Source organism: Bradyrhizobium sp. Ses1 (assembly GCF_059512365.1).
Map to the genome: position 1 here is coordinate 500,368 of NZ_JCAMOQ010000002.1, position 26,842 is coordinate 527,209.

The window sequence follows — 26,842 nt, forward strand, 5'->3', positions numbered from 1 at the left end:
CGTTCTTCGTTGCATAACGCCTACCTATGTCTGGAGCTTGAATTGTTGAAACCGCACCGCGAGGCCCCTGATCACGCGGCCGAATGGAAACTCCGGCCAAGGGAAGCCGGTTGGTTCAACAAGATGGTCTTGGGATCGCGGCAGATGATCACCAGCACGATGATCGTCGCCGCGTAAGGCAGCATCGACAGGAACTCGGTCGGGATCGGCAGACCGAAGCCCTGCGCGAACAGTTGGAATTGCGTGACACCACCAAAGAGATACGCACCGACAACGATGCGTGTCGGCTTCCACGTGCCGAAAACCACGAGCGCAAGCGCGATCCAGCCCTTGCCGGCGGACATGCCCTCGACCCACATCGGGGTCTGGACCAGCGACAGATACGCACCCGCGATGCCAGCCATCGCTCCGCCGAACATCACAGCTAGGTAGCGAGTCTTCAGGACGGACTTGCCGATCGAATGCGCGACACTCGGCGACTCGCCGATCGCCCGCAGCGTCAGGCCGGTGCGCGACTTCGTCAGAAACCACTGCACGCCCACGAACAGTGCAATGGAGAGATAGACCATGATGTCGTAGTGAAACAGGAGATCGCCCACCACGGGAATGGCGCTCAGCCCGGGAATGGTGATCGGCGTCAGCCGGTTCACCGGCAGGCCGGCGTAGTTGTAACCAACGAAGGCCGACAGGCCGATGCCGAACAAGGTGAGCGCGAGGCCGGTAGCGACCTGATTGGTCTGCAGGTTGAGCGTGAGAAAGCCGAAAAGCAGGGACAACGCGACAGCAGCGCAGGCCGCAGCGAGGAAACCAAGCGCAGCGCTGCCGGTCGCATATGTCGTGGCGAAGCCGGTCACCGCACCGATCAGCATCATGCCCTCGATGCCGAGATTGAGGACGCCGGACCGTTCGACGACGGTTTCGCCAAGAGCCGCGTAGATCAGCGGCGTGGCCGCGACCACGGTGCTGGCGATCATCGGGACAATGGGATTCATGCGGCGGTCTCCGCCTGTACCGGTGGTTTCAAGGTATTGGCCTCGACCGGCGCAACGCGTTTCAGCCGGAACGTGATGAACAGATCGGCGGCCAGGAGGTAGAACAGCAACAAGCCTTGGAACAGCCCGGTGATCGCGGACGGCAAGCCCATGCCCATCTGTGCCGCCTCGCCGCCGAGATAAAGCAGCGACATGAGCAGCGCGCCGAACACTACGCCGATCGGATGCAGGCGGCCGATCCAGGCCACGATGATGGCGGCGAAGCCGTAGCCGGGCGATATCTGCTGTTGCAGCCGGCCGATGGGACCGGCGACTTCGCACACGCCGGCGAGCCCGGCGGTGGCGCCACAGATCATCAGCGCAATCCAGATGTTGCGCTTTTCCGAGAAGCCGGCATAGGCCGCCGCGGCAGGAGCCAGCCCCGCGACCTGCATGCGGAAGCCGGCAAAGGTCTTCTGCGAGAATATCCAGGCCACCAGTGCCAGACCGAGCGCATAGACAATGCCCCAGGTCACCCGCGTTCCGCTGATGAGGATCGACATCGTCTCGGCATCGCCGAAGCCTTGCGATTGCGGATAGTTCAGCCCCTGCGGATCGCGCCATGGCCCGTGCACGAGCCACGACAGCACCAACTGGGAAATGTAGACCAGCATCAACGTGACGAGAATTTCGTTGGTGTTGAACCGGGTTCGAAGAAAGGCGGGAATCGCGGCCCAGGCCATCCCGCCGAGCACTCCGGCCAGTAGCATCAATGGCAACGCAAACGCAGATTCGCTGTCGCCGAACCAGAGCGCGACGCCGCCGCCGGCGATCGCCCCCATGGTGAGCTGTCCTTCGGCGCCGATGTTCCAGACATTGGCCCTGAAGCCCAAGGCGAGGCCCAATCCGCAGAGCAGCAAGGGCGTCGTTTTCAGGAGCAATTCCCCGATGCCGTAGGTGGTCGACACCGGCTTGACGAAGAACAGATAGAATGCCTCCACCGGATCCTTGCCTAACACCTTGAACAGCACGAATCCGGTTATGAGCATACCGACCGCCGCCAGCAGCGGCGAAGCGACGCTCATGATGGACGACGGCGTCGCGCGCCGCTCAAGCTTGAGCATTGGCCGTCTCCAGATGTGCGTTTGCGGAAGCCGCGCGGTCGTCCGCCCGATCGCCGAACTTGCCGCTCATCCATGTCCCGATCTGCTCGATCGATGTCTCCGCAGGCTTGACCGACGGCGAAAGACGTCCGCCGGCGATCACCGCGAGGCGATCGCTGATGGCGAAGAGCTCATCGAGTTCCTCTGAAATCACCAGAATCGCGACGCCCTGATCGCGCAGATCGATCAGGGCCTGCCTGATCAATTGCGCCGCGCCGACATCCACGCCCCAGGTCGGTTGCGCCACGATCATCATCTTGGGCTGCAGCATCGTCTCCCTGCCGACGATGAATTTCTGCAGATTGCCGCCGGACAGGCTGGAGGCGACCGATTGGTCGCCGCCGCATTTGACCTTGAAACGCTCGATCACGTTCTTTGAAAAAGTCTTCATGACCGACGGATGGATGATGCCCCTCTGCACCATGCCCTTTCGCGCTCCGGTCAGGAGCGCGTTCTGAGCCAAGCTCATCGGAGGCACAGCGCCGCGTCCAAGCCGCTCTTCCGGAACAAAGGTCAGACCAACCGCGCGCCGCTGCGCCGGATTGAGATTGCCGGCCGGCTGCCCCAACAGCTTGATCATGGAAGCCGGGCTCAAGCGCTCGCCCGAGAGCGCCGTCATCAATTCCTTCTGGCCGTTGCCTGAGACACCCGCGATCCCGAGGATCTCACCGCTGCGCACCGTCAGGCTGACATCCTTGAGCGACGTCCCGAAAGGATCCGGCGAAGTCAGCGACAGATGTTCGACCTTCAGCCTTTCTTCTTTGGCTTCGCGCGGCGCAAGGCGACATTCCGCCAGCTCGCCGCCGATCATCATTCGCGCCAAGCTTTCATTGGTCTCGTTGCGCGGAATGGCCGTGCCGCTGACCCGTCCGCCGCGCAGCACAGTTGCGGTATCACAGAGGGCGCGGATTTCATCGAGCTTGTGGCTGATATAGAGGATGCTGCATCCTTCCGCCGCCAGACGGCGAAGCGTCTTGAACAGGATGAGGACGGCCTGCGGCGTCAACACTGAAGTCGGCTCGTCCATGATCAGGAGCTTCGGCTCCTGAAGCAGGCAGCGAACGATCTCAACCCGCTGTCTTTCGCCCACCGACATGCTGTGAACCAGCCGGTAGGGGTCGATGGGCAGTCCGTATTTCTCCGATACTTCTGTTATCTGCGACGCCAGCTTCGCGGTCGGAACGGCCTCATCCAGCGCAAGCGCGATGTTTTCCCAGACCGTCAGCGTCTCGAACAGCGAGAAATGCTGGAACACCATGCCGATGCCCATCCGCCGCGCCTGCGCCGGCGCGGCGATGGTTTCATACTGCCCGTTCCACATGATGGTGCCGGCGTCCGGCTTGGTGACGCCGTAGATCATCTTCATGAGCGTGCTTTTACCGGCACCGTTCTCGCCGAGCACGGCGTGGATCTCGCCGGGACGGATGCTTAGCGAGACATCGTCGTTGGCGACGACACTGGGATAGCGCTTGGTGATACCAGTCAGCACCAGACGCGGCTTCAGATCGGCAAATCCAGACTGGTCCATGTCTCCAATGAGCCTCGATCCGGTAAAAGCACGGGGGTGGCCGCGCTCCTAGTGAGCACAAGCAAGCCGCGCGCCAAGTCGCCGCAAGGGGCAGTCCGGAGAACGGCGGATCGACAACCGACAGGCGCCTCGCTTACCCACCGCCGCCGCGAGGTTGACGGCCGGCACCACATTTCGCTGAGCGATGTCGCGGCGGTGCCTTACCGCGGAATGAGCTCGATAGTGTCTGGCATCCGTCTTGCTCTCCGACCAATCGGATTTGCGGAGGTCAAGAATGCCCTGTGTCGAACGCCGAGCTGTTTCTCGTAACGGAATCAAACCGCTCGCTCGCGCACAAGAAGCCGGTCTAGCGGTGCAGACCCGATGAAAACCTGGATTCGCGATCCGATTGCCATGCTGGCGGATGGCGGCAAGCGCGGGCTTGTCATTGAGGACGGAAAGATCATCGAACTGGTCGGACCGGACGGCCCGACAACGCTATGCGATGAGATATTCGATGCACGCCGGCACGTGATCATTCCTGGCCTCGTCAATGCGCACCACCACTTCTTCCAGACACTGACGCGCGCCCATCCTCAGGCGATCAACAGGCCGCTGTTTCCGTGGCTGAAGCAGCTCTATCCGATCTGGGGGTCCTATCTCGACCGCGACCGCTTCCGGCTCGCGGTTCGTGTGGCGCTGACCGAACTGTTGATCTCCGGCTGCACCACCGCGTCCGACCATCTGTTCGTTTTCCCGCAAGACATGGCTGACGCCGTCGACATCGAAGCGGAAGAAGCCTCCCGGCTTGGAATGCGGATGACGCTGACGCGCGGCGCCATCAATCTCGGCTTTGCGAACGGAGGCATCGCCGACGAACGATTGATGCAGGATCACGATACGGCGATCGCCGATTGCGAACGGGTGCTGGCGAAGTATCACGATCCTCGCGAAGGCTCCCTGCTGCGCGTTGCGTTGGCGCCGTGCGCGCCGTTCAACGTTACGCGCCAGATGATGATCGACACGGCAGCACTTGCTTCGAAGCATCACTGCCTGCTCCATACTCATCTCGGCGAAACGCATGATGAGGATGATTACTGCCTCCACCATTATGGCTGCCGTCCGCTCGATTATCTCGAACAGGTCGGCTGGATGAATGAACGCGTCTGGCTCGCACACGGCATCCACTTCAATGACGCCGAAATCTCGCGACTGGGCGCACACGCCATGGGCATCTGTCACTGCCCGACCTCCAACATGGTGCTGTCATCAGGCATTTGCCGGACCAGGGATCTCGAAGCTGCGGGCGCGACCGTCGGCCTCGGCGTCGACGGCTCTGCCTCGAACGACAGCTCAAACCTGATGGAGTCGGTGCGCCACGCATTCCTGCTTGGACGGCTCGCCTACGACGCATCCGCGGTCACCCACCTCGATGCGTTCAGGTGGGCGACAGAAGGCTCCGCCCGATGCCTTGGACGCAGTGATATCGGCAAGATCGAAGTTGGCCGTCAGGCCGACCTTGCCTGCTTCACGCTCGAAGAACTGAGATTTTCAGGAGCCGGCGACCCGATCGCGGCTCTGGTTCTCTGCGGCGCGCATCGGGCGGATCGCGTCATGATCAAGGGCAAATGGCGCGTCACGGACGGAGCACCGGTCGGGACCGATATCGCACAGCTGAGATACGAGCATGGCAGGGCTGCGGCGGCATTTCTGACCAAAATCTAGCTGTGGAATAGCGACGCATGAAGGAGCTGGCCGCACGCAACTGCACACAATTTCGCGTCTTCATGCTCAATTCCTGACCACACCATTCGATAGCGCGCGAAAAACTCTGGAAGAGTCGGCTATCGCACTGCCCAACCGTTCAGCTTGACCACCGATCTTCGCGAACACTAGTGTCAACGACGCTTCCGGCTGCAATGGGTAAATGCCTGGCGTCGGATTCCAGCACAATTTTGCGGAGTCCTTGCATGGCCAAAGACGGAAACGCTTATCTTTCTAGTTTGCGCGACGATCGCTCGATCTACATCGACGGACGAAAGGTCGCGGATATCACGACCGACCTCAGCTTTCGCAACGTCATCGAGACGGTCGCCGGACTGTACGATTTCCAGGCCGCGCCGGAGAACCTTGATCTGATGACGTTCCAGTCACCGACCAGCGGCGAGCGGGTGAATCTGGCGTGGCAGCTTCCGAAGACCTATGGCGACCTCGTGAGGCGGCGACACGCCATCGAGACTTGGTCGACACTGTCGTGCGGCATGATCGGCCGATCGCCCGACCACGTGGCGTCCACGCTCGCAGGCTTCCGGATGGGACTTGCCGCCTTCCGCGATCATCATCCCGCCCGCGCAGCCGCACTGGAATCCTATTTCCAGCACGCCCGGGACAACGATCTCTTCCTGTCCTACGTCATCATCAATCCGCAATCGGACAAAGGCAGATCAGCGGGCGAGCAGCCGGATCCACATCTCGTGGCTTCCGTCGTCGACGAGGACAGCGGAGGCATCACCATCCGTGGCGCCAAGATGCTGGCGACCAGCGGCGTGATGGCGAACGAGCTTCTGATCTCGGGCTTTCAGGCGTTGCAGGCCGGCGACGAAGCCTACGCTTTCACGGCTGTCGTGCCATTGGGCGTCAAGGGATTGACGCTGATGTCCCGCCGCAGCTACGAGCAGAATGCCACTTCGACGTTCGACTATCCACTCTCTTCCAGGTTCGACGAGAATGACGCCGTCGTCCATTTCGACGACGTCAAGATACCCTGGGACCGCGTCTTCGTGTTCAAGGACCTGAAGATGGCCCAAGCCCAGTGGCACGACACCCGCGCGCATGTCTTCCAGAACTATCAATGCATGGTCCGCCTGATGGTGAAGCTGCGGTTCCTGCTGGGAGTGGCGCGCAAGATCGCCGAGACCAACAACATCATCAACTTTCCGCAGGTGCGCGACACGTTGGGTTCGATGGCGGCCAAGGTGAGTAACATCGAAGCGCTCGTGATCGCGATGGAGATGAAGGGTGAGACCTTCGGGGAGTTCTACGTGCCGGACCGCTCCCTGCTCTGCACGGCCCAGGTCATCGCGCAGAACACTTATCCGGAGATCGTGGAAGCGATCCGTTCGCTCTCGGGCGGCGGCTTGATCATGGTACCTTCATCCTATGCCGATTTCGTAACCCCTGAAACCAATGCCATCATTCACAAGACGCAGCGTTCGCCCATCACGACGTCGGAGCAGCGCGTCAAGCTGATGAAGCTTGCCTGGGATGCGGTCGGGTCCGAATTCGGCTCGCGCCATCTGCAATATGAAATGTTCTATTCCGGCGCGCCGTTCGTGACGCGCGGAAACAGCTTCCGGTTTTTCGACTGGGATAGTGTCAAGGGCCCCGTCGACCGGTTCATGAGTTCCTATGATCTGCCGAAAGGCGATTTGAAGCTTTCGGATGCCGCAGAGTAGCCGGGCAGTGCGATCGATGGTCAGCATGGAAGAGATCAGGCATCTGGCATTCGTGGAGCATGGCCCCTCTTCGCTCAGGCTGGTCCAGCATGGACCGCTCTCGGACCTGTCTTTTGCGGCCAAGGATCTGATGGATGTCGCCGGATACAAGACGGCGTGGGGAAATCCGGATCGGCTGCGGGACGCCGATCCGGCCGTCGCGACCGCGCCGGCCGTGCTGGCCCCGTTGATGGCTGGCGCGCACCTCGTTGGAAAGACCCACACCGACGAACTCGCCTGCGGCATGTTCGGAATGAATCCGCATTTCGGGATACCGATCAATCCAAAGGCACCGGCGCGCGTACCCGGCGGATCTTCCAGTGGTTCGGCGTCTGCCGTCGCAGCCGGCTTTTGCGACTTCGCGCTTGGCACCGACACGGGCGGTTCGATCCGTGTGCCCGCAAGCTTCTGCGGCCTCTATGGCCTGCGGACAACTTACGGCCGTTTGTCGGTCGCCGGCATCATGGCGATGGCGCCGAGTTTTGATTCCGTCGGCTGGCTCGCGCGCGATGCGGCGACGATAAAACGCGTCGGCGAGATCTACTTCGGAGCGAGCGGACCGTTCAAGCCGGCCCGCCTGCTGCTCGCGCGCGACGCGTTCGACGTCCCCGTGCGCGAGATCGGCGAGGCGCTTCTGCCCGTGGCAAAGTCGCTTGGCGAGGCGACTGAAGTTACGTTGTTCGAGGAAGGTGCCGAGTTCTGGCTTGACACGTTCAGGCCACTGCAACTCCAAGATCTCTGGTCGACGCTCGGCGCGTGGGCCACAATGCCGCGCCGAGCCTTGAGTCCCGCAGTGGCCGACCGGATCGAGCTTTCATCGCGCGTCGATTCCGCAAAGTTCGCAGTCGCGGTGGCGCGCCGCGAACAACTGACGGACCGGCTGGTATCGCTGCTCGGAAACGACGGCGTGCTGATGATTCCGACCGCGCACGCTCTTCCGCCACTTCGCGAGGCGCCCGTTTCGGCACAGATCGAATTCCGGGAAAGGACGCTGGCCCTCACCTGTGTCGCCAGCCTGTGCCGGCTGCCACAGCTCAACATCCCGGCGATCACCGTCGATGGCTGTCCGGTCGGACTATCGTTCATCGCAGGTCCGCGCGGTGATCAGTTCTTGCTCGATCTTGCCGCCAAGATCGGCGATGCCTTGCCGGCAGCTTCGGGCGGACAATGAAAGCCCACGACGACCGGGATTTCGTCGGTTACGGCAGAGGGCCGCCGAGGCCGCGTTGGCCCAACGACGCACGGCTGGCAATCGTCATCGTCCTCAACATCGAAGAAGGCGCCGAACCATCGATTCCCGATGGCGACGGCGCAACGGAACTGGCGCTGACCGACGGCATCGCGCAGGAGGTCCCGACAGGAATGCGGGATTTTGTCGCCGAATCGCTGTTCGAATATGGTTCGAGGGTCGGCTTCTGGCGGATCGTCGACACCATGGCCGAACGCAGCATCCCGCTCACCGTCAACGCATGCGCGCTGGCCTTGTTGCGCAACCCCGAGGCCGCGGAGACGATCAAGGCAAACGGCTTCGACCTGTGCTGCCATGGCAACCGTTTCGTCCGGCATTTTCTGATGAGCGAAGCCGAAGAACGAAGCGCCATTGGCCGGGCCGTGGCCGGCTTCGAGCAGGCGGTCGGACGCCGTCCGCTCGGCTGGCAAAGCCGCTATTCGCCGAGCCGGCATACCCGCGCGCTTCTGGTCGAGCATGGCGGCTTTCTCTACGATTCCGACAGCTATGCTGACGACTGGCCCTACTGGGTGAAAGTCGGGGAACGTCCCCATCTCGTCATTCCACACAGCTTCACCAACAACGACAATCGGCTTGCGACCGCAAAGCTCGGAACGGCGAACGATTTCTTCGACCATCTTTCGTCGGCCATGCGCGTGCTCCATGAAGAGGGCCGCCGCCATCCGCGCATGATGACGATCAGCCTGCACAGCAGAATTTCCGGCCAGCCGGCCCGGTTCGAGGCCATCACCCGGTTTCTCGATTTTGCGGCGAAGCATGAATCCGTCTGGTTCGCCGGCCGTAGCGACATCGCCCGGCACTGGATTGCGACCCATCCCCCAGGACAAGGTCAATGACGGCGCAGGAACGTCTCTTGCTATCGGGAGGCCTCGTCGTCGATCCGGCATCCGGAACGGTCGATCGAAAGGATCTGCTGATCGAAGACGGCAGGCTTGCCTGGATCGGAACAACCGGCGCGACACCTGCGCGTTCAGCAACGCGGCGCGATGTCAGCGATCGGCTGATCGTCCCCGGTCTCGTCAACTCCCACACGCATGGCCACGCCAATCTGATGAAGGGCATCGCCGAAAGGTGGACACTCGAGGCGTCGCTGACGAACGGACCATGGCTCGCCGGCCCGCGCGATCCGGAGACGATCTATCTGTCGACGCTGGTCGGCGCCATCGACATGCTGACAAAGGGCTGCACCGCCTGTTTCGATCTCGTCTACGAGTTTCCGCGGCCGACCGTGGAAGGCTTCACGGCGGTGGCGCGCGCCTACGCCGATGCCGGGATGCGCGCCGCGCTCGCGCCGATGATCGCCGACCAGACCTTGTTCCAGTCGATCCCGGGGCTAGCGGACGCGCTGCCGCCGGATTTACGCGCGTCGGTCGGCAACTTCTCGCTTGCAAGCGGCGATAGGACGCTTGCGGCCATGGAAGAAATCGTGGCCGCGCAAGCGCAGCTCCCCAACGGCATCTCGATCGCCATCGCACCGACGATCCCGCATCACTGCTCGGAGCCTTTCCTGCAACGCTGCATGGAGATCGCCGAACGCCACGGGCTGCCAATCCACATGCATATCGCAGAGTCGCGGCTGCAGGCGGTCGCCGCCCGCAAGATCTATGGCCGCTCCCAAGTCCGCTATCTTGCCGACCTCGGCATGCTCAGGCCCAAATTCACGGCCGCGCACGGCGTCTGGCTCGACGATGACGACCTCGATCTGCTCGCGGAGCACGGCTGCTCGGTTGCGCACATTCCCGCAAGCAATTTCCGACTCGGATCTGGCATCGCCCATGTCAGGCCGATGCTGGCGCGCGGCATCAATGTCGGGCTGGCGACCGATGGCGCAAACTCCTCCGACTCCCTGAGCATGCTGCACGCGATGCGGCTTGCCTCCTTCTCAGCCCAGGTTTTCGCCGGCCCACGTGACGAGTGGCTGCTAGCCAGCGAAGTCGTCCGGCTCGCGACCCGGGGTGGCGCGCAGATCCTGGGCCTCGAGGCATGTGGGCGGATGGAACAGGGAGCGTGCGCAGACCTCGCCCTGCTTGATCTGAACCACATCGATTTCATTCCCGCCACCGCCCCCCTCAACCAGTTGGTGACGAGCGCGGACTCCGCCGCGGTGACGGACGTCATGGTCGGCGGCGAATTCAAGGTCGTCGATCGGAAGATCGTTTCGGTCGACACGCGGGAACTGCGCAGCCGGGTCGCCGAAAGCCTCGCGAAGCTCTCGGCCGCGACGCGCGACGCCCGAACCCTTGCCAGCAGGCTCGAACCCCATGTCGTGGCCTTCGCCCAATCGAAGGCGCAGGAGCCGCTTCCGATCGAACGGCGTATTCCACTGAAGACGAGATAGCCTGATGCTTGCAACGAATAAAGCAAGTGACGCCCTGATCGAGCTCGAACGGCGCGTTCGCTTTGAGCTAGATTGCCTCGGATACCCGGCCCGGCAATGGACGATTCCCCATAACCACGAGGGCGAGCCCGTGCACGACGCCGTCATCGTCGGCGGCGGCCAAAGTGGAACGTCGATCGCGTTCCGCCTCCTGCGCGAGCGGGTGACCACCGTTCGCGTGCTCGACAGGAATCCTGCCGGTCTCGAAGGTCCGTGGCTGACATTCGCCCGCATGCACACGCTGCGAACGCCAAAGACCGTGACCGGCCCGGATCTCGGTCTTCCCAGCCTCTCGGTCCGTGCCTGGTGGGAAGCGCGCTACGGCGAGACTTCCTGGGCGGAATTGAACAAGATCCCGCGCGAACTCTGGCAGGCCTATCTGAGCTGGGTACGCAACACCATCGGTATGGAAGTGAGCAACGGGGCCGAGGTAACCGATATCGAACCACTTGCCAACGGCCTGCTCGCGGTGCACGCGCGCGTCAACGGGGCGGCCGAGAGGCTGTTTGCCCGCAACGTCGTGCTCGCCACCGGGATCGAAGGGTCTGGCCGATGGGCCGTGCCCGACGTGATCGCGAAGGCATTGCCGCGAGAGCGTTATGCTCATACCGCAGAGCCGATCGATTTTGCCGCACTGGTCGGAAAGAAGGTCGCCGTGATTGGCGCCGGCGCTTCGGCCTTCGACAACGCAGCCATGGCGCTCGAAAATGGCGCGACGTCGGTCCATCTGTTCGCTCGGCGAAACAAGCTTCCAACCGTCAATCCCAATCGCTGGATGGAGTTCGCGGGCTTCCTGCGCCATTTCGGCGACCTCGATGACGCCCACAAATGGCGCTTCATGAAGATCATCTTCGACATGAATCAGCCACCTCCGCAGGACACGTTCGACCGCTGCGTTCGTCACGGCAATTTCTTCGTGCAGCTCGGCTATCAGCTTGAGCGCGTCGGCTTCGATGCCGGGAAGATTTCGCTGAACAATTCGGGGCGAACGGAGAGCTTTGATTTCCTGATCGTTGGCACCGGATTCACCGTCGATCTCGCCACGCGGCCGGAATTGGCCCGCTTCCATGACAAGATCGCGCGCTGGTCCGATCGCTATCAGCCGCCGGCCGGCGACGAGCATCCGCAACTCGGCGCCTACCCTTATCTGTCACCCAGTTTCCAATTCACCGAGAAGGTCACGGGATCGGCGCCGTATCTCGCCAACATCTTCAGCTACACGTTTGCGGCGATGCCGAGCCTTGCCTGCTCCGCCGGTATCTCCGCCCTCAAATTCGGCCTCGATCGTATCGCTGCGGGCGTCAGCCGCAACCTGTTCGTTGAGGACGCCGACGCCTATCTCCAGTCGCTTCTCGACTACGACGAACAAGAGCTTGACCCCGCTGCTCTGCTTAAGCGCGAAACTCGGGGAAACGTCGCATGAGTGATACCCGCCCCTGCAAGGCTGCAAGGAATACATTGCCATGGTGAGCGTCGAGGACCGATCCAAGCGCATTCTGGAGTCAACGCTGAAGATACAGAGCCCCTTCGAGCTCGACCGAACGCTTTGTCTTTACAGTCCGCAGGACAATGTCGATTCGCTGAAGCATCCACGTATCGCCGAATGGCTGCAATTCATTCAGAACGAATATGAGCCCAAGCTGCCGTCGGCGCGCCGTCACGTGCTGCTGTTCATGCCCTGCACCAAGACCAAGCCGTATCCATTTTCGACCGAACATATGGCGATCAACCAGCGGCTGCTGGATGAAGGCTTCCGTCCGACGAAGCGTACATACCTTCCACAGGAACTGCAGGCTCGCCTCGAACCTCCATTTTCGCCGGAGGTCTTGAATCTCTCGCCGCTCGCCAATGACAGCGGCACGGTGCTGCACCGAATGGTGATCTCGGAGCCCATGGCCGTCGTCCCCTACGAGCATATCGTCGAATATCGCGGAAAACCTTCGCCGGCGGTAGCCTATGACGATCCCGGCCTGTTCGAGAACAGGGGCAACGCCGTGTCGCCCTGGAGGGCGGACTCGACCGCAGTGCAAGTCACGGCGACCCGCTGGAAATGGGGCGACGAAGAGCGCCGGCACTATGTCATGATGCACAACGAAATGGCACGCATCCTGGCTGACGTCGTCGCGCGGATCGGCCATCACTATAGCGACATTATTTCATGGGTTGCGCCGGGCCTCACCCATCGCAGCTTCGTTCTGTCGCGCGGCGAGCGCGCCGCTCACCGCGTCACGTCCTCGCGCAAGGTCGGAAGCAGGCGCCTCGAACTGATCGGTGCCAACGATCATCTTGCCGCAGGGCAGAAGATCGCCTGCCTGCCGATGCCGGACGACTGCAAGCTGGCCGTTCAGCGCCTGTCGCAGCGGCTGGGGATCGACATCTCGAAGGCAACCGCCATCTACGCACGCGGCGGCGCCAATGCGACGCCGCTCGCATTGCCGGAGCTGCTCGACGTTCTCGTCAAACGGCTGGCCTCCAACCACCTCGACATCGAAGAAAGCAAAAAATATGGCAGCCTTGTCTCTTAAAATAGGGCTCAGCGATTCCGATCGCACCCGACCGATCGCGAACGGTGAAGTATCGATCGCCGGCGTCGAAGCCGACGTGACGTTGATGGGCGTGCAAGCGCTATTCAACAAGCAGTTGACGGAACACACCTTCGACTGCTGCGAATTTCCGATCACTTCCTATCTGAGGTCGCTCGAACGCCCGGAGCGGCCTTATGTGGCGGTGCCGGTGTTTCCCTCGCGACACTTCCGCTTCTCGAACGTCTTCGTCAACACGTCAAAGCGGATCAGGACACCAGCCGATCTCGCCGGCAAGCGCATCGGCGTGCCCGTGTTCGACATGGCCGCCGCCGTCTGGCTGCGCGGCATCTTTCAGGATTATTTCGGACTGCCGCGCACCTCGCCGATCTACGTGTCGGGTGGCCTGGAAAGCGCCCGCAGTGGCGACGAGCATCCGCAATTCTATCCCGACCGCTTCAAGCACGAGCAAAGGAACGACAAGAGCCTCGCCGTCTTGCTGGCGGAGGGCGAGATCGACGCTTTATACACCGCGCGGGCACCGAGCACCTGGCGCACTCCTATGGTGACCCGCCTGTTCGAAAATCCCATGGAGGCAGAGCTCGCGTATTTCTCCAAGACCGGGATTTTTCCACCTATGCACCTCATCGCCATCAAGCGAACCATCGCCGAGTCCAACCCGGGCCTGGCGATGGCCGTGTTCGATGGTTTCGCCAAGGCTCAAGCGATCGCCAGGGAGCGACTGTTCGATTCGGCGGCGCTGAGTACGATGCTGCCGTGGCAGCTCGAGAACCTGATGTTCGCTGAGCAGCAGCTCGGCAGCGACTACTGGCCGGCTGGCCTCGCAAAGAATCGCTCAACGCTCGACGTTGTCAGCCGCTACATGTTCGAGGATGGCCTGATCTCCAGACAGCTTTCGCCCGAGGAATTCTTTCCGCAACCAGATATCCTTACCACTTAGTAATTCGTAGAGGGACGCATCGGGATATTGCCCGCGCCACTCGCCTCGGAGCACGCCTTGCACTGAGCACGCCGGATGGCAGAACATCGTCGTTTGGCAGAGGATGTAGCAGAGGTCCGTCCGCCACGTCGCTAAACCCACTATTTCGGAAGCCTGTTTTCCTACCGGAGGGTAGCTTTGCTCGCGAGGCGGCGCGTTGAAAGACCGCCAAGAGCCTCCGTTCCTGCGCGATTCATCGCCGCTCAAGATAGTTCGCGGGTCCGAATCCCGGACAGGCAACCACCGCCACCGACATTCGATCATGACGCGATTTGAGGCGTGATTTCGCCCGGAGCGTATCGTCGCGGCTGGAAGAAGCCGGGCGGATGACCTGCTGATCTCGCGCGCGCGTCAGTTCTGCGATGAGCTCGAAGCAAATCCCGCGAGCGCTGATTCGTGTGGTAAGTGACTGATTGACGCAATCCATGCTCAAAGATGACCCTCGCTCGGGACTTATGCCCTGCATTTACGAGCGAGCTTTGTTCGAGCAAAGTAGCGGCGCGCGGGCTTGTTTCGCGCGTTGCCGGTTCAGTCTTTCTTGTCCCCATTTCGAGAGCATTTCGACGAGGGGCCTCAGGCTTTCGCCTTCCTCAGTCAAGCGATACTCCACTCGTGGAGGGACCTCGGCATAGACGGTCCGTAGAACCAGCCCGACCTCCTCGAGCTCACGAAGCTGCTTGGTCAGGAGCCGCTGCGTAATGCCTGGCAGGCGACGATGAAGCGCGTTGAACCGCAGGCATCCCGCATCAAGCAGATGGAAGAGCATGACGCCTTTCCAGCGCCCGTCGATGAGATCGAGGGTCACCTCCACCGGGCACCCCGGCACGTCTGAATAGTGCTTGATCTTCATACCGACAGTTCCCTTTCGGAAACCTAGTACGCCAAATGACCGTACTAGCAAAGACGAGCTACGTAACGATTTCTCCGACAGATCAGCGTCGAGGGAAAATCACATGCAAGCTATCACTTACCGTCCAGGCGCCGCCCTGTCCGATCCTCAGTGCTTCACGATCGCCGACAAGAAGGATCCTGTCCCGGGTCCTCGTGACCTCCTGGTCTCAGTACGCGGCGTCTCCGTCAACCCTGTCGACACCAAGATCCGTCTCGGTCAGGTCTTGATGGGCGATGCCGTCGATATCCTTGGCTGGGACGTTGCTGGTATCGTCGTCGATGTCGGAAGCGAGGTCACAATTTTTCGCCCTGGCGACGAGGTCTTCTATTCCGGCAGTCTGAGCCGGCCCGGCGGTAATGCCGAGCTCCACGCCGTCGACGAACGCCTCGTCGGCCGCAAGCCGGCGCGGCTCAGCTTTGCGCAGGCGGCGGCTCTGCCCCTCACGTCGCTCACGGCGTGGGAATTGCTGTTTCACCGCCTTGGCGTTGGCTTGGGAAAGCAACACGATGCGGGCGGATTGCTGATCATTGGTGGCGCCGGTGGCGTCGGATCGATGCTGATCCAGCTCGCACGGCGCCTCTCCGGACTAACCGTGATCGCCACTGCCTCACGTCCCGAGAGCCGTGACTGGTGCCTCTCGCTTGGCGCCCACCACGTGATCGATCATTCGCAGTCGATGACAGACGAGCTCGCGAGAATTAACGCGCCGGATATCACCTACATCGCCGCCCTCAATCAGACGGACCTGCACTGGACTGCGATCACCAAGATCATTGCACCAGGGGGCAAGATCGGCGTGATCACCAATCACGCATCCCTCGACGCCGCGCCTCTGCGGCCCAAAAGCGCATCGTTGCATTGGGAGGATGTGGTGACGCGGCAGCATTTCGGTGGCGCCGACATGATTGCCCACCATAAGATCCTTGATGAAATCTCCTCGCTCGCCGAAGCCGGCGTCCTGCGCTCGACGGCAACGACGGAGCTCGGCCCGCTCACGCCCACCTCACTTCGGGAGGCACACGCGCTGGTTGAGAGCGGCCGCATGCTGGGAAAGGTTGTTCTCGACCGACTTTGCGCCCGATGACCCACAGGGCTAGGCAGAGGTCAGAAATTTTCTTCGTCAGCAATGAGAAGCATCGAAGGACCAGTACAGGCCGGTCTGGTAGTCGATCGTCCAACTTCACAGTTTCTGCCTTGCTTCGTCATTCAGGGAGCGTTTCTCCTCATCAGTCAGTGGACCGACACCCAGTATTCGGACCGCTCCCCTGGGATCATAGGCAGGCACCCCATGTGTCACGCTGGGGGCATTTTTTCGAATTTCGGAAGAGCTGAATCGAGATGGTCCCAAGCATAGCCAGCTGCCGTCCATGTGACCTGTTGCGGCCTATACCGACTAGGATCATCAAGACTCCCGGCGCGCACAACTACGTAATCCGGTATGTCGCGAAACGTCGCGTAGACCGGTGATCCGCAGGTGGGGCAGAAGGCGCGTATTTTGACGGTGCCACTATCACCGACCAACTCCCAATGCGTCGCTTCTCCTTGGATGCTCGTAGCCGAGCGCGGAAAGATCAGGTGCGATAAGTGCCCCGTGCCGCTTTCACGCTGGCATTGACGACACTGGCAATCGGTCATCATTACGGGTTCGGCGAACATTTTGTAGCGGATCGCGCCGCAGGCGCACCCACCGGTATAGGGCTCGTTCATGTCTTCTCACCTTCATAGGATGGCCGTTGGCGCAAACAAAATTTAAGCAGCATCAAACCTCCTCATCCGTTCTGGGGCGCGAGGACGATTGCCTTCTGCGCACTCAAGCCTGCTCGTCGGCAGTGCTGCCGATGTTCTTGAGAACCTTTTTCCAGCCTTCGCCCATGTTCTTGTAAGCCGTATCATTCCTTGGCAGGACGAAGCCGGAATGGACAAGTCGAAGGCGCGTTCCGTTCTCGACCCTCGAAAGCGTCCATGTGACCACTGTATTCAACAGTGAGCCGTATCCGACATTCCCCTCGTGCCCGCCCTTCCAAGCATAGGTGAGGCGTTCGTTGCGCTTCACCTCCAGCACCTGACAATGAATGGTACCATCCCAGGCACCGGCCGGTTTTGTCCGGAATGTAAAATGCTTGCCCTCTACCGGCTCGAATCCCGTCGGCGCCATTATCCAGCGGCTCATCAGCTCGCCATTTGTCAGCGTCTTCCAGATTGTCTCAGGCGCATGTGGGAAAACCTGGTCAACCACAATCTCCTGCGTGTCGGGTTTCAATTCGGCGCCAGTCATGGATCAATCTCCTTCAGGAGGGTACGAAGATTGGCGAACCGATTGCGCCAGAAGACGCCGTAATGGCTCATCCAATCGAAAAGTGGGGCGAGGCCCTCCGGTTGGGCGCGATAGTAGACCTTTCGACCCTCGGGTCGTTCGGCGACCAGACCAGCCTGCTTCAAAGCTTTCAGATGCTGGGAGACGGCGCCCTGCGTTACCCCGCTCTCCCGCGTCAGTTCGACTACGCTAATCTCACCGGCGCTGATCACCCGCTCGAACACGGCGCGCCGAGTTGGATCAGCAAGGGCGCGCATCACCGTATCGATGGGGGTGGCGATATGCATAAAGAAATCATTAGCGAAGACTAATTCATTAGTCAATGCTAATTAATGGGACGATGCCTTCGGACAACGATCGCTCGCACGCGTTCTTCGAAGACGATATTCGGGGACTTCCCGCCCAGTTCGAGCGACACGCGCTTCAGACTGCGCGCCGCCGTCTCGTAAACTTTCGCACCTGTCGCATCCGAGCCGGTAAACGTGATCTTGGCGACGCCTGGATGCGCGATCAATTCGCTGCCGATCTTAGGTCCAAAACCTGTAACCACGTTGAAGATGCCGTCGGGTATACTGGCCTCCTTCGTCGGCAGCGAACAGGTTTGTCTCGCGAGTGACGCCGGCGAAATGCCTCAGCGCATCGCTGCGCCAGTGCGGGCGCGAGCCGTTGGAACGGTTCATCCAATATAACACGTAGCGTGCCGAGGATCAGCGCTCGTCCAAGCGCCACCTTCTTGCTCTGACCGCCCGGCTGATCTCGTCGGCCGCCTAATACGGGTTCTGGTCTCGATTCGGAAAATCATCGGTTACGATGGGGATGATGTGAGGAAGATCGAAAACCGGAAACAAACTTTGCGCTAGGGGCTTTGCGAAGAGCGTCAATGTGGAAATGGCGCCGCTCTCGACCGTAAGAACATGGATGGAATGTGCGGTCCAAGGCGTTTCACTGCTGGCACGAGAGTATGCTGCGAACGCGGGCTGATTGTTAGCGGCCGTTGGAACTAGGCGAAAGCTCTCGTAGGCTCTCCATGCCCATTCGAAGAAATTACCGATAGCCGCGCGACCGGCGTACCATTGTGCTTTCGGCGGCATCGTGTAAGTCGCGTCCTCTTTAAGCAGAGCCACAAGACCGTCGACGTCGAGCCGCTCCCAGGCGTTCAAGTAACGACTTAGAAGTTCCTGCTCAAACGGATTGGGCGAGCGCGACGCTGCTGGGCGACCATCGGGGTAGCGCTTGGAAAGCGTCTCGCGCGCCCGCTGCAGGATACTGTTGATCGAAGCTGTTGAGCCGCCAAGGAGAGTAGCAGCCTCATTCGCAGACCAACCCAGCACGTCACACAACAGAAGCGCAGCTCGCTGACGGGGAGGCAAGCCCTGTATTACGGCAACGAACGCGAGTTGGACAGCTTCCCGCGATAGATATCGCGCCTCGGGATTTGCCGTCTCATCAATGCCTTCAAGGAACGAGTCCGGATACGGTTCTAGCCACGGCACGTCCGTAACCGACGTACCGTCCGGCATGCGCATGCCCGCCGCAGGCAGCAATTCGTTAGGGAGGAGGCGCGGAGCATTCTTTCGAGCTGCGAGAGTATTCAGGCATACGTTCGTTGCAATTTGATACAGCCACGCTCGGAAAGATCCTCGCCCCTCAAATCGATCAAAGCCGCGCCAAGCCCGCAAAAGTGTATCCTGGACTGCGTCCTCGGCTTCGTGGACGGACCCAAGCATCCGATAGCAATGCAATTTAAGCTCACGGCGAAAGGGCCCAACGCGCCGTCCAAACGCATCGTCGGGGCGATTCGAATCTCCTCTTGAGTTTGGTCCTTCAGCTGCTGTCATTGCAGCTCGATATTTGCATTCGGACAACATCCTTCAAGTCCTGACAGCCAGGATACACTTTTCGAAGACTGTGCCAGCGCAATGAACGCTGATATCGAGCGCCAGCCGGGGTCATTGAGGCACTGCTTCGAGCCCCCGGCCTGACACGATGAACGTATTTCCCTCGATAGGCCCAGTATTTGCGGCTAACTCGATAAATGCGGTCGCCACGTGCGATGATGTCGGCGGAGAGGCCATACTCCGCACGAAGTCCGCGGGCGATATGCCGAGATAGCGAGAATAACCAGCGATCGCATGCCTTCCTAAGTCCGTATCCGGCATGATGCGCGGCGCTAACGATATGAACCGCAACTCAAGCCCGAGACGGTTCGATTCCTTCTGTGCGTAGTTTGCGATAAACAGCTGCGTTCGCTTGGCGCCAGCGTATCCACCCGAGTTCGGGGATCCTGCGAGAGCAGCGCCGCTCGACACCAGAATGATCTTGGTCCCTAACGGCAATGGGCGCAATATTGCTGCTTTACAGAAGTTAAAAGCTATCCGGACGTCAGCCTCCCAATTTCTCCCGAACTCCTGCCAGCTCTGCTCATGGAGTGGGGCGGCGGGCGGGAAAGCCCCGGCGCAAATGGCAAGGACCCTCGGCTGGCGGACGTCGAATATTTTGCGGGGCGCGTCGTCGTCCGTTGCGTCGAGCGACATGATCTGGACGTCAGACAGTTCTTGTTGCAACTGCTTGAGGGGCCCCTCCTGCCGAGCGACAGCAAATACACGCGCGCCGTTGCTGTGAGCTGCCTCCACGATACGGCGCCCCACGCCTCGGCTACCTCCGATCACCACGACGTCCTTGCCCGTCAATGCAAGCATGCTACTCTCCTAGCGTTGGGCGTTTATGTCTGCCTGACGATAAATAAGACCGGCTCGACGACCGAAATTCATCGGTGAGGTCATCTTTTTTCGCAGGTGGGCCTACTGAGTGATACGCATCTCCAAGCCACCACGCCCTTGGGAGCTTTCCAAACAGCTCGCAGAAGAACTTCGGCTCAGGCGCGCTTTAGATTACCCACAGGCGGCCACGCATGCGTCAAGTGTAAGATAGACGCGTTGGCTTGGAGTCATTAACTCCCGCAGGCACCAGTTTTCTAGAAGCCTTCCAGAGCTGTCCGTTAATAAAATTCGGCGCGAGCCGGCGCATGAATGCGAGTTGCTTCGACTGCCCCGGCCGGATCTCGGGAACGCCTGCTTTGAACCCGTCAAATGATTGTTTCACTAGCTGTTCGGTTGTGATCATGGTGATGCCATCGTCTTCCCGAAGGTCAGCCGTCATCTCGGTCTTGACCGCCGGAGGCATGAGTTCGATGACCTCCACACCAGTCTCCTCCAACTGGAAGCGAAGCGATTGGGTGTACGAGTGGATCGCCGCCTTGGTCGCGCAATATATCGGCAAGCATGGCAGGGGCACGAATGCCAAGGCAGACGACACGTTGATGAGCGTACCTTTGTTAGCCTTTAGCATGTCGATGAAGGCGGAAGTCATCCTGATCACGCCACCCGCGTTGACGTTTAGCTCCACCGTCAAACCAGCAATGTCGGCTGCTGTGCCCTTGAGGTTCTTATAAAGGCTAATACCGGCGTTGTTCATTAGCACGTCAAGCTGCGGGAAATCCTCCTTCACGCGTGCAGCAAGTGCAGCAATCTGAGCTGGATCGGCGACATCGCTCTGGATCGTTTGTATTTTCGGATACTGTAGCTTCACTTGGTCGAGCGCGGCCTTGCGCCGACCCGTCACGATAACCTGGTTACCGAGCTCGACGAACTTAAGCGCGAACGCAAGACCAATGCCGGCAGAACCTCCGGTGATGAGGATTGTGCGACCAGTGAGTTTCATGGATACCCCTGAGTAAACTGTGCCCCGCTCGGAGGGGCGCGATACGACAAATCGCAGTCGAGAACAGATCAACCATCGTCCGCCGACCGCCCGGATCGAGCGGTCGAACGGCACGACCACGCTGGCAGATTCGAAGCAGGACGCTAGTCGTCGAGGGCTCCCAGACTCATGTTAACGATAGTACCAGTCATCGCGCTCGCCTGATCGGAGGCGATGAAAGCAGCCGCGTTTGCCATCTCAGCAAGGGTCGTCAGCCGACGCGTGTGGGTTCTGCTCGCGATCAAATCGTGGAACTGGTCCCAGGAAATTCCCCATGCTTTGGCATGAAGGCCGTAGACTTCTCTAATCGTACCAGAGTCCGGCATGCCGAGCGGTCGAAGACCAACCACTCGAACGCCATCGCGCGCAAGTTCGGCAGAAAAGTTCCGGGTGAGCGCTTCTACGGCGGCCATGGCCGGACCGACCCCGCCCATCATCGGAATGCCGGTTCGCGAGGGGGTTGAGGTGACCGTCATGATCACACCTGATTTTCTTTTAACCATCCAGCGGGCAGCCTGCCGCGCGGTCAAAAGGTACGTTTCCGTGTAAGTCACGATTGGCCGCGAGAACTGGTCCAGCGCGAGATCGACCAGAGGCACCCCCTGCAAATTCGTATTCGGGATCCCGACGGCATTGAAAGAGATGTCAATACGACCGGCCTCGTCAATGACCGACTGGAGATGACGGCTGATCGCCCCCTCCTCGAGAGCATCAACTTCTGCCGTTTGGACCGCGGCGCCATCAAAAGCGATTTCTTTTGCGACGGCTTCAACCGAAGCTCGATTGCGGCCGGTGAGAAATAGCTTGGCTCCTTCGCGTGCAAAAGCGCGCGCGACAGCGCCCCCAACCGCGCCTCCAGCCCCGTAGATCACTGCAACCTTGTCCTTCAGCATCATCTCTGTGTTCCTGCTTGTTCTCTTGTTCGCCCGTGATCCCGAGCGACCTCGTGCGTAAGACCGGAGTGGCAGGCAAAACTCATCGGTGCCGCACGATTATTTTTTGATCCGCTTCTTTGGCGAAGGGGCGATGGCGACCTAACAATCGCGAGCGCGGTCTCTCAAGCGGCAGCATCGCCGGTCTGCTTGCCGCCGCTAAGGAACATTCGAAAACCTTGATGTTCTCGGTTCTGGTGAAACTTGCTCCGCTCGGAGGAGCGGGGTGGCGAGCAAAATTCATCGGTGATCGAAAGTATTTTTGACGCCATATGACCATTGACAGCGGTACATATGGCTGCGCCCTGCCAGATTTGGTGGGCGGTGCTCAAAAGGTAAGGACGATTTTTCCGAAATGATCACCTGAATGCAGGCGTTCGAGCGCGGGGACAACATCGTTCCAGTCGAACGTGCTGTCGAGGACGGGCCGCCTCGAACTCGCGGCCATGGCGTTCAGCAGGCTTTCAAGCGACGAACGAGAACCGACCGGAATGCCCTGGACCGCAGCTTGCTTACGAAAGATATCCAGCGGATTGATACTGCCCTCCGCCCCTCCCAGATATCCAATCACGCTAATTCGTCCCCCGGAACGGACTGCCTTGAGCGATTGGGCAAAGCTGCTAGGTCCGCCAGTTTCGAGAATATGGTCGGCCCCCTGCCCCGCCGTCAACTCAAGGACCTCGTCCGACCAGGCTGGCGTTCCGCGGTAGTTAACTCCCGCAAAAGCACCTAGAGCCTTTGCTCGCTCCAACTTTTTGTCGCTGCTCGACAAAACGATCACCTTCGCACCGACCATCAACCCCACTTGAAGGCCGAATAGTGCGACCCCTCCCGTCCCTTGAACGACAACTACATCTCCCGGCCGGATCTGGCCGAACGAAACGAGCGCCTGCCAAGCGGTGGAGCCGGCACATGGAAAGGCGGCAGCCTCGCGGTCCGATAACGCGTCGGGAACCTTCACCAATCGCTGCTCGTCCAGTGTGACTTGTTCTTGCAGCAAGCCATCTCCGGGACCGCCCAAAGACTTCCCCGCCTTCGCGATATTGAACCCGCCGTCGTTCCATTCACCCCAGAAAGCCGAGCAGACACGATCTCCGGGCTTGAAGCGCGCGACGTCCTGACCGACCTCGACGACCTCTCCGACGCCGTCCGAGATCGGTATCAATGGCAAATTGTAAGCTGTTGCAAACGTCCCGGAGACGATTTCCAGATCACGATAGTTCAAACTGACGGCGCGCATCCGCAACCGGACCTCGCGTCGGAGAGGCGCGCGATATTCGCGCTCGACTGGAGCCAACCCCTGCAAGCCGTGACGTTGGATGGTAATCGCCTTCATTGATCGCTCCCGGTTCTGCCTGCGCACAAAGCGCAGCCGGCGACTACATTGACCGCGCCCCTTCTGTATGCAAATGCATAATCTGTACGATGATAATGCCGAGAGTTTATATGCTCGACGAAATGAGAGCTTTTGTTCTTCTGGCGGACACGGGATCGGTTAAGCGATCCGCCGAACGCCTTCGGCTCACCCAACCGGCCGTAACGCGGCAGATACAGCGGCTCGAGCATTTGCTCCGGACGGATCTTCTGGATCGACGCGTAAAGCCTCCAGCGCTAACTGCCTCAGGGCTAGTGGTTCTAAATCGCGCTCGCGCCGTGCTCGCTTCGATTGACGACCTCAAGCAAACCGTGGCCGCGGACGCCGATCCTTCCGGTCCTTTTCGAATCGGGGTGTCACATTCACTTGCCGATGCTGGTCTGGCCGAAATGATGCACCAACTGCGCCTTCGTTATCCGAGGCTCGAGCTGTCATTGGCCAGCGGGTGGACCCCCGAGCTTGTTGATCAAGTCGAAGGCGGCCGTCTCGACGCGGCTATTTTGGTGTTCGCCGGCAACGACCCGGATCTTCCGACTCCCGTTGGACAAGTCGTCGGTAAGGAGGAGATCGTGATCGTCGCTCCAAAAGATCTCCCTTTGCCGAGACATTCGAATCTAAAGCAACTTTCTCAATATCCGTGGGTTCTGCTCCCCGACAAATCATGCGGCGCGCGACGCGCTCTCCAGACTTTGATCGAGCGCGATGGAGGTCAGTTTCGCCTGGCGGCCGAGGTCTACGACGTCGAACTTCAGGTATCGCTGATCCACAAGGGAGCAGGTATAGGCATTCTGCCGCGAGGCAAAATCACCGCAGAATTCAAAGATAAGGTGAAGATTGTTCGCGCCCAACGTGTAAACCTTGGAATGATCGTATCGATCGCGCACTCGCCGTTCGTTTCGAACAAGGGCGCCTGCGTTGAGTTTCTTGGATCTCAGTGCGCTCGGCAATACGGCCCGTAGATTGCCCCTACCAAGCAAGTCTTGACCGCGGAAATATCTATGCAGGAAACCACAATCAATCATGCCCGGCTTGCTGAGATCGACTTGAATCTTTTGGTGGCGCTGGATGCTATCAGTTCTTGCGGTAGCGTTACGAAAGCAGCAGGCAAGCTCCGCATAAACCAGTCATCCCTCAGCCATCAACTCGGCCGGTTGCGCGAACTTTTCGGTGACGAGCTTTTTGTCCGAAACGGCGCAGGCATGTCTCCGACGCCCCGCGGGGCCGTAATCGCCAAGACTGCATCGGAGATACTGCGCCATATCGATCGAGACCTGCTCAATGTGATCGCCTTCTCTCCTTCCGAAACTACCCGGGTATTCAAGCTTGGCATTCCGGACTATCTGGAAAGTGTGCTTGTCCCGCCCTTGGCAAAATCTTGCCTAGAGGCGGCGCCTCATGCACGACTGGAACTTCATTCGCTCGAACATCAAAAGGCAACGGACATGTTGGATAGAGGTGAAATTGATGTCGCTGTCGGAAATGTTTCGGAAGGGGGTGTTGTGCACAAACGCAAGGTCTTGTTCGACGACAATTATGTTTGCCTGCACAGCTTGGCCCTCCTCGAAAAAGTCCGGTCAATTACCTTTGAAACCTACTTCGAGCTTCCACACGTAGCAGTCGACTTGAAGGAAAGAGCTTGCAGACTGGTCGACGATACGCTCGAACAGAAGAAACTGAGCCGGAAGATCGTAGTGTCCACTCCGCACGCTCACGCTCTTCCAGAGCTACTCGAATCTCTTGCGGCAATAGCGACGGTTCCACGGCTATTCGGGAGGAGTGCAGCCAAAGCGCACGGTCTCGCAGTGAGCCCGCTGCCGTTTCAGGTAGCGCCTTTTCAGATTTCTGTGGTGTGGCATGCCTCCAGTCATGTGGACCCAGGCATGATTTGGTTTCGGGGAGCAATTGCTGACGTTGCGCGATCTCTCCCGTAAATCCCGTCCCGAGCAAACGTCGTCTGATCTGCGCTGACTGATTTCTCATCCCGGTAACCAGACAAAGTAGCCGCTTTGCCGCACACTCCATTCTCAAAATGCGGTGGAATCACATTCTATCGTTCAACTTTGAAGACCCCGCAGCAGCGTCGTCAAGCGACGTACAAACCGCCCCCGCAACGACCTGCTCGATGCCGACAACGGCCAGTCCGTCGAGACGTCCCCGGCACCGCTAACTTTGGACTCCAACGCTAAGCACCGACTACAGGTCGCGCGAAGAAGGCAGAGGATATACCGGCACCGAAGCGCGGCTCAATTAGATCAAGCTCGGGCTCCACGGTTCATCGAAGATGGCGTAGGACTCGCCCGATGCTCGCACACGGGCAAAGCCGGGGAAATTCAGGTGCATGCCAGCAATAAGAGGATTCTCGGCGGCCGCCATAGCCAATACCGCACGGCGCGTCGCCGAAGCGGCGGCGGAGTCCACATCGAAGGCTATCGTTATTGCCGGCTTTTGAACCTGTATATTGGGGTAATGAACGATGTCACCCCAAATGAGAAGGGTCTCCGCCCCTGAACTTATTCTGTAACCGCTGTGTCCCGGCGTGTGGCCAGGTAGATGCACGAGATCGATACCGGGTATCACATCACCCGCAGTGACGGTCCGCCGCCGATTTCCGTAAGCGGCAAAGACACTTCTGGCGAGATGGAAAAATGGCTGCGCAGCCTCCGGCGCACGGCTCAAATTGCCGTCATCACTCCAGAATTTGTATTCTTCCTCGTGGAGGACGAGCTCTGCATTGGGAAATTGGACGGCCGACGGCGATGCCCCAACCAGGCCTCCGACGTGATCCGGATGCGCGTGCGTAAGAAACACGTGATCAATCTGACGCGGATCAATGTTGGCAGCAGCTAGCGCAACCTGGAGCCGCCCACCCCAACCGTTGATACCGCCGGCCCCTCCGTCTATGAGGATCGTCCTGCCGCCGCCTTCGATGATGTAAGCCGAAACCGTCATTGCCGATGAGCGCGGACGCCCTGCCGCCAGTATCATTTCTTCAGCTTCGGTCGGCGTGATCCCGGTCAACAGTTCGAACGGCACATCAATGATACCATCCACAACCGCGGTTACGGTGTAATCGCCAATTTGCCTTCTGTTCAGGCCGGGCGCCTGGACTTGCGCGACTTTTGTCAAGGAACTTCCTCACGAGAGCTTGGGAGCTGGTGTCGAGGAGTTAGTGACAGTTGAGCCGCCTAAACTCAAATCGGCAAAATCAACGTATCCGTCCGGTGAAGGCCGCCTTGCCGAATGAGGCGTGTTGTTGAGAACTGTCCTTATGGACAGTGATAGGCGCA

The 26,842-nt window shown here is 60.0% G+C and carries 24 protein-coding genes and 1 pseudogene; 11 read left to right on the plus strand and 14 right to left on the minus strand.

The window, feature by feature from the left end:
• Window positions 1–71 precede the first annotated feature (71 nt).
• Genes AC5ZG5_RS05165 through AC5ZG5_RS05175 form a run of 3 tightly spaced genes read right to left on the minus strand, consistent with a single transcriptional unit; the run spans window position 72 to window position 3,662 of the window.
• A complete protein-coding gene (locus AC5ZG5_RS05165; protein WP_456641287.1) occupies window positions 72–992 on the minus strand; it encodes an ABC transporter permease in 921 nt (306 codons plus the stop codon).
• On the minus strand, window positions 989–2,095 hold the full coding sequence (locus tag AC5ZG5_RS05170) for an ABC transporter permease (RefSeq protein WP_456641288.1): 1,107 nt from the start codon (window positions 2,093–2,095) through the stop codon (window positions 989–991). Before AC5ZG5_RS05170 ends, AC5ZG5_RS05165 begins: the two co-directional genes overlap by 4 nt.
• Window positions 2,082–3,662, minus strand: coding sequence for an ABC transporter ATP-binding protein (locus tag AC5ZG5_RS05175; protein ID WP_456641289.1), 1,581 nt, complete (start codon window positions 3,660–3,662; stop codon window positions 2,082–2,084). The genes AC5ZG5_RS05170 and AC5ZG5_RS05175 overlap by 14 nt, the downstream gene beginning before the upstream one ends.
• 363 nt (window positions 3,663–4,025) lie before the next feature.
• Between AC5ZG5_RS05175 and AC5ZG5_RS05180 the strand changes: the two genes are divergently transcribed.
• From AC5ZG5_RS05180 to AC5ZG5_RS05215, 8 genes are all read left to right on the plus strand, one after another.
• Window positions 4,026–5,366, plus strand: coding sequence for an 8-oxoguanine deaminase (locus AC5ZG5_RS05180; RefSeq protein ID WP_456641290.1), 1,341 nt, complete (start codon window positions 4,026–4,028; stop codon window positions 5,364–5,366).
• 245 nt (window positions 5,367–5,611) lie between these two features.
• Window positions 5,612–7,096: a 4-hydroxyphenylacetate 3-hydroxylase family protein gene (locus tag AC5ZG5_RS05185; RefSeq protein WP_456641291.1), complete on the plus strand. Its 1,485-nt coding sequence runs from the start codon at window positions 5,612–5,614 to the stop codon at window positions 7,094–7,096.
• A gap of 25 nt (window positions 7,097–7,121) precedes the next feature.
• Window positions 7,122–8,306: an amidase gene (locus AC5ZG5_RS05190; RefSeq protein WP_456641292.1), complete on the plus strand. Its 1,185-nt coding sequence runs from the start codon at window positions 7,122–7,124 to the stop codon at window positions 8,304–8,306.
• Window positions 8,303–9,220 carry a polysaccharide deacetylase family protein gene (locus tag AC5ZG5_RS05195; protein ID WP_456641293.1) on the plus strand — a complete coding sequence of 306 codons (918 nt, stop codon included), beginning with the start codon at window positions 8,303–8,305 and terminating at the stop codon, window positions 9,218–9,220. Before AC5ZG5_RS05190 ends, AC5ZG5_RS05195 begins: the two co-directional genes overlap by 4 nt.
• Window positions 9,217–10,722 carry an amidohydrolase family protein gene (locus AC5ZG5_RS05200; protein ID WP_456641294.1) on the plus strand — a complete coding sequence of 502 codons (1,506 nt, stop codon included), beginning with the start codon at window positions 9,217–9,219 and terminating at the stop codon, window positions 10,720–10,722. Before AC5ZG5_RS05195 ends, AC5ZG5_RS05200 begins: the two co-directional genes overlap by 4 nt.
• 4 nt (window positions 10,723–10,726) lie before the next feature.
• Window positions 10,727–12,184, plus strand: a complete 1,458-nt coding sequence (locus AC5ZG5_RS05205) for an FAD/NAD(P)-binding protein (RefSeq protein ID WP_456641295.1) — start codon at window positions 10,727–10,729, stop codon at window positions 12,182–12,184.
• 40 nt (window positions 12,185–12,224) lie between these two features.
• Window positions 12,225–13,286: a hypothetical protein gene (locus AC5ZG5_RS05210; protein ID WP_456641296.1), complete on the plus strand. Its 1,062-nt coding sequence runs from the start codon at window positions 12,225–12,227 to the stop codon at window positions 13,284–13,286.
• Window positions 13,267–14,244, plus strand: a complete 978-nt coding sequence (locus AC5ZG5_RS05215) for a substrate-binding domain-containing protein (protein WP_456641297.1) — start codon at window positions 13,267–13,269, stop codon at window positions 14,242–14,244. The genes AC5ZG5_RS05210 and AC5ZG5_RS05215 overlap by 20 nt, the downstream gene beginning before the upstream one ends.
• 505 nt (window positions 14,245–14,749) lie before the next feature.
• Here the strand turns inward: AC5ZG5_RS05215 and AC5ZG5_RS05220 are convergent.
• The gene (locus tag AC5ZG5_RS05220; RefSeq protein ID WP_028161869.1) at window positions 14,750–15,133 is read right to left on the minus strand and encodes a winged helix-turn-helix transcriptional regulator; all 384 of its coding nucleotides are present in this window, start codon (window positions 15,131–15,133) and stop codon (window positions 14,750–14,752) included.
• Between the two features lie 103 nt (window positions 15,134–15,236).
• Here AC5ZG5_RS05220 and AC5ZG5_RS05225 point away from each other — a divergent pair, with 103 nt between their 5' ends.
• The gene (locus AC5ZG5_RS05225; protein ID WP_456641330.1) at window positions 15,237–16,259 is read left to right on the plus strand and encodes a zinc-binding alcohol dehydrogenase family protein; all 1,023 of its coding nucleotides are present in this window, start codon (window positions 15,237–15,239) and stop codon (window positions 16,257–16,259) included.
• Window positions 16,260–16,468: 209 nt separating this feature from the next.
• Here AC5ZG5_RS05225 and AC5ZG5_RS05230 read toward each other — a convergent pair whose 3' ends face one another.
• From AC5ZG5_RS05230 to AC5ZG5_RS05270, 9 genes and pseudogenes are all read right to left on the minus strand, one after another.
• Entirely contained in the window at window positions 16,469–16,882 is a 414-nt protein-coding gene (locus AC5ZG5_RS05230) for a GFA family protein (RefSeq protein ID WP_456641298.1), read from the minus strand.
• A gap of 103 nt (window positions 16,883–16,985) precedes the next feature.
• Window positions 16,986–17,450 (minus strand): SRPBCC family protein, encoded by a 465-nt coding sequence (locus AC5ZG5_RS05235; RefSeq protein WP_456641299.1) that lies wholly within the window; start codon window positions 17,448–17,450, stop codon window positions 16,986–16,988.
• The gene (locus tag AC5ZG5_RS05240; RefSeq protein ID WP_456641300.1) at window positions 17,447–17,776 is read right to left on the minus strand and encodes an ArsR/SmtB family transcription factor; all 330 of its coding nucleotides are present in this window, start codon (window positions 17,774–17,776) and stop codon (window positions 17,447–17,449) included. The genes AC5ZG5_RS05235 and AC5ZG5_RS05240 overlap by 4 nt, the downstream gene beginning before the upstream one ends.
• A gap of 83 nt (window positions 17,777–17,859) precedes the next feature.
• Window positions 17,860–18,075, minus strand: a pseudogene (locus AC5ZG5_RS05245) (aldehyde dehydrogenase family protein); the annotation flags it as partial.
• Window positions 18,076–18,256: 181 nt separating this feature from the next.
• Complete coding sequence (locus tag AC5ZG5_RS05250; RefSeq protein WP_456641301.1) at window positions 18,257–19,357, minus strand: sigma-70 family RNA polymerase sigma factor; 1,101 nt, start codon at window positions 19,355–19,357, stop codon at window positions 18,257–18,259.
• 81 nt (window positions 19,358–19,438) lie between these two features.
• Window positions 19,439–20,188, minus strand: a complete 750-nt coding sequence (locus tag AC5ZG5_RS05255) for an SDR family NAD(P)-dependent oxidoreductase (protein ID WP_456641302.1) — start codon at window positions 20,186–20,188, stop codon at window positions 19,439–19,441.
• A 217-nt stretch (window positions 20,189–20,405) separates the two neighbouring features.
• Window positions 20,406–21,209 (minus strand): SDR family oxidoreductase, encoded by an 804-nt coding sequence (locus tag AC5ZG5_RS05260; protein ID WP_456641303.1) that lies wholly within the window; start codon window positions 21,207–21,209, stop codon window positions 20,406–20,408.
• 143 nt (window positions 21,210–21,352) lie between these two features.
• The gene (locus AC5ZG5_RS05265; RefSeq protein ID WP_130228791.1) at window positions 21,353–22,144 is read right to left on the minus strand and encodes an SDR family NAD(P)-dependent oxidoreductase; all 792 of its coding nucleotides are present in this window, start codon (window positions 22,142–22,144) and stop codon (window positions 21,353–21,355) included.
• 364 nt (window positions 22,145–22,508) lie between these two features.
• Window positions 22,509–23,516 (minus strand): zinc-dependent alcohol dehydrogenase family protein, encoded by a 1,008-nt coding sequence (locus tag AC5ZG5_RS05270; protein WP_456641304.1) that lies wholly within the window; start codon window positions 23,514–23,516, stop codon window positions 22,509–22,511.
• 110 nt (window positions 23,517–23,626) lie between these two features.
• On the opposite strand from AC5ZG5_RS05270, the gene AC5ZG5_RS05275 reads away from it, so the two are divergent.
• Together AC5ZG5_RS05275 and AC5ZG5_RS05280 are read left to right on the plus strand one after the other, a co-directional pair.
• The gene (locus tag AC5ZG5_RS05275; protein WP_165435459.1) at window positions 23,627–24,514 is read left to right on the plus strand and encodes a LysR family transcriptional regulator; all 888 of its coding nucleotides are present in this window, start codon (window positions 23,627–23,629) and stop codon (window positions 24,512–24,514) included.
• Between the two features lie 39 nt (window positions 24,515–24,553).
• A complete protein-coding gene (locus AC5ZG5_RS05280; RefSeq protein WP_456641305.1) occupies window positions 24,554–25,486 on the plus strand; it encodes a LysR family transcriptional regulator in 933 nt (310 codons plus the stop codon).
• Between the two features lie 316 nt (window positions 25,487–25,802).
• Here the strand turns inward: AC5ZG5_RS05280 and AC5ZG5_RS05285 are convergent, their stop codons facing one another.
• Window positions 25,803–26,681: an MBL fold metallo-hydrolase gene (locus AC5ZG5_RS05285; protein WP_456641306.1), complete on the minus strand. Its 879-nt coding sequence runs from the start codon at window positions 26,679–26,681 to the stop codon at window positions 25,803–25,805.
• Window positions 26,682–26,842: the final 161 nt, after the last annotated feature.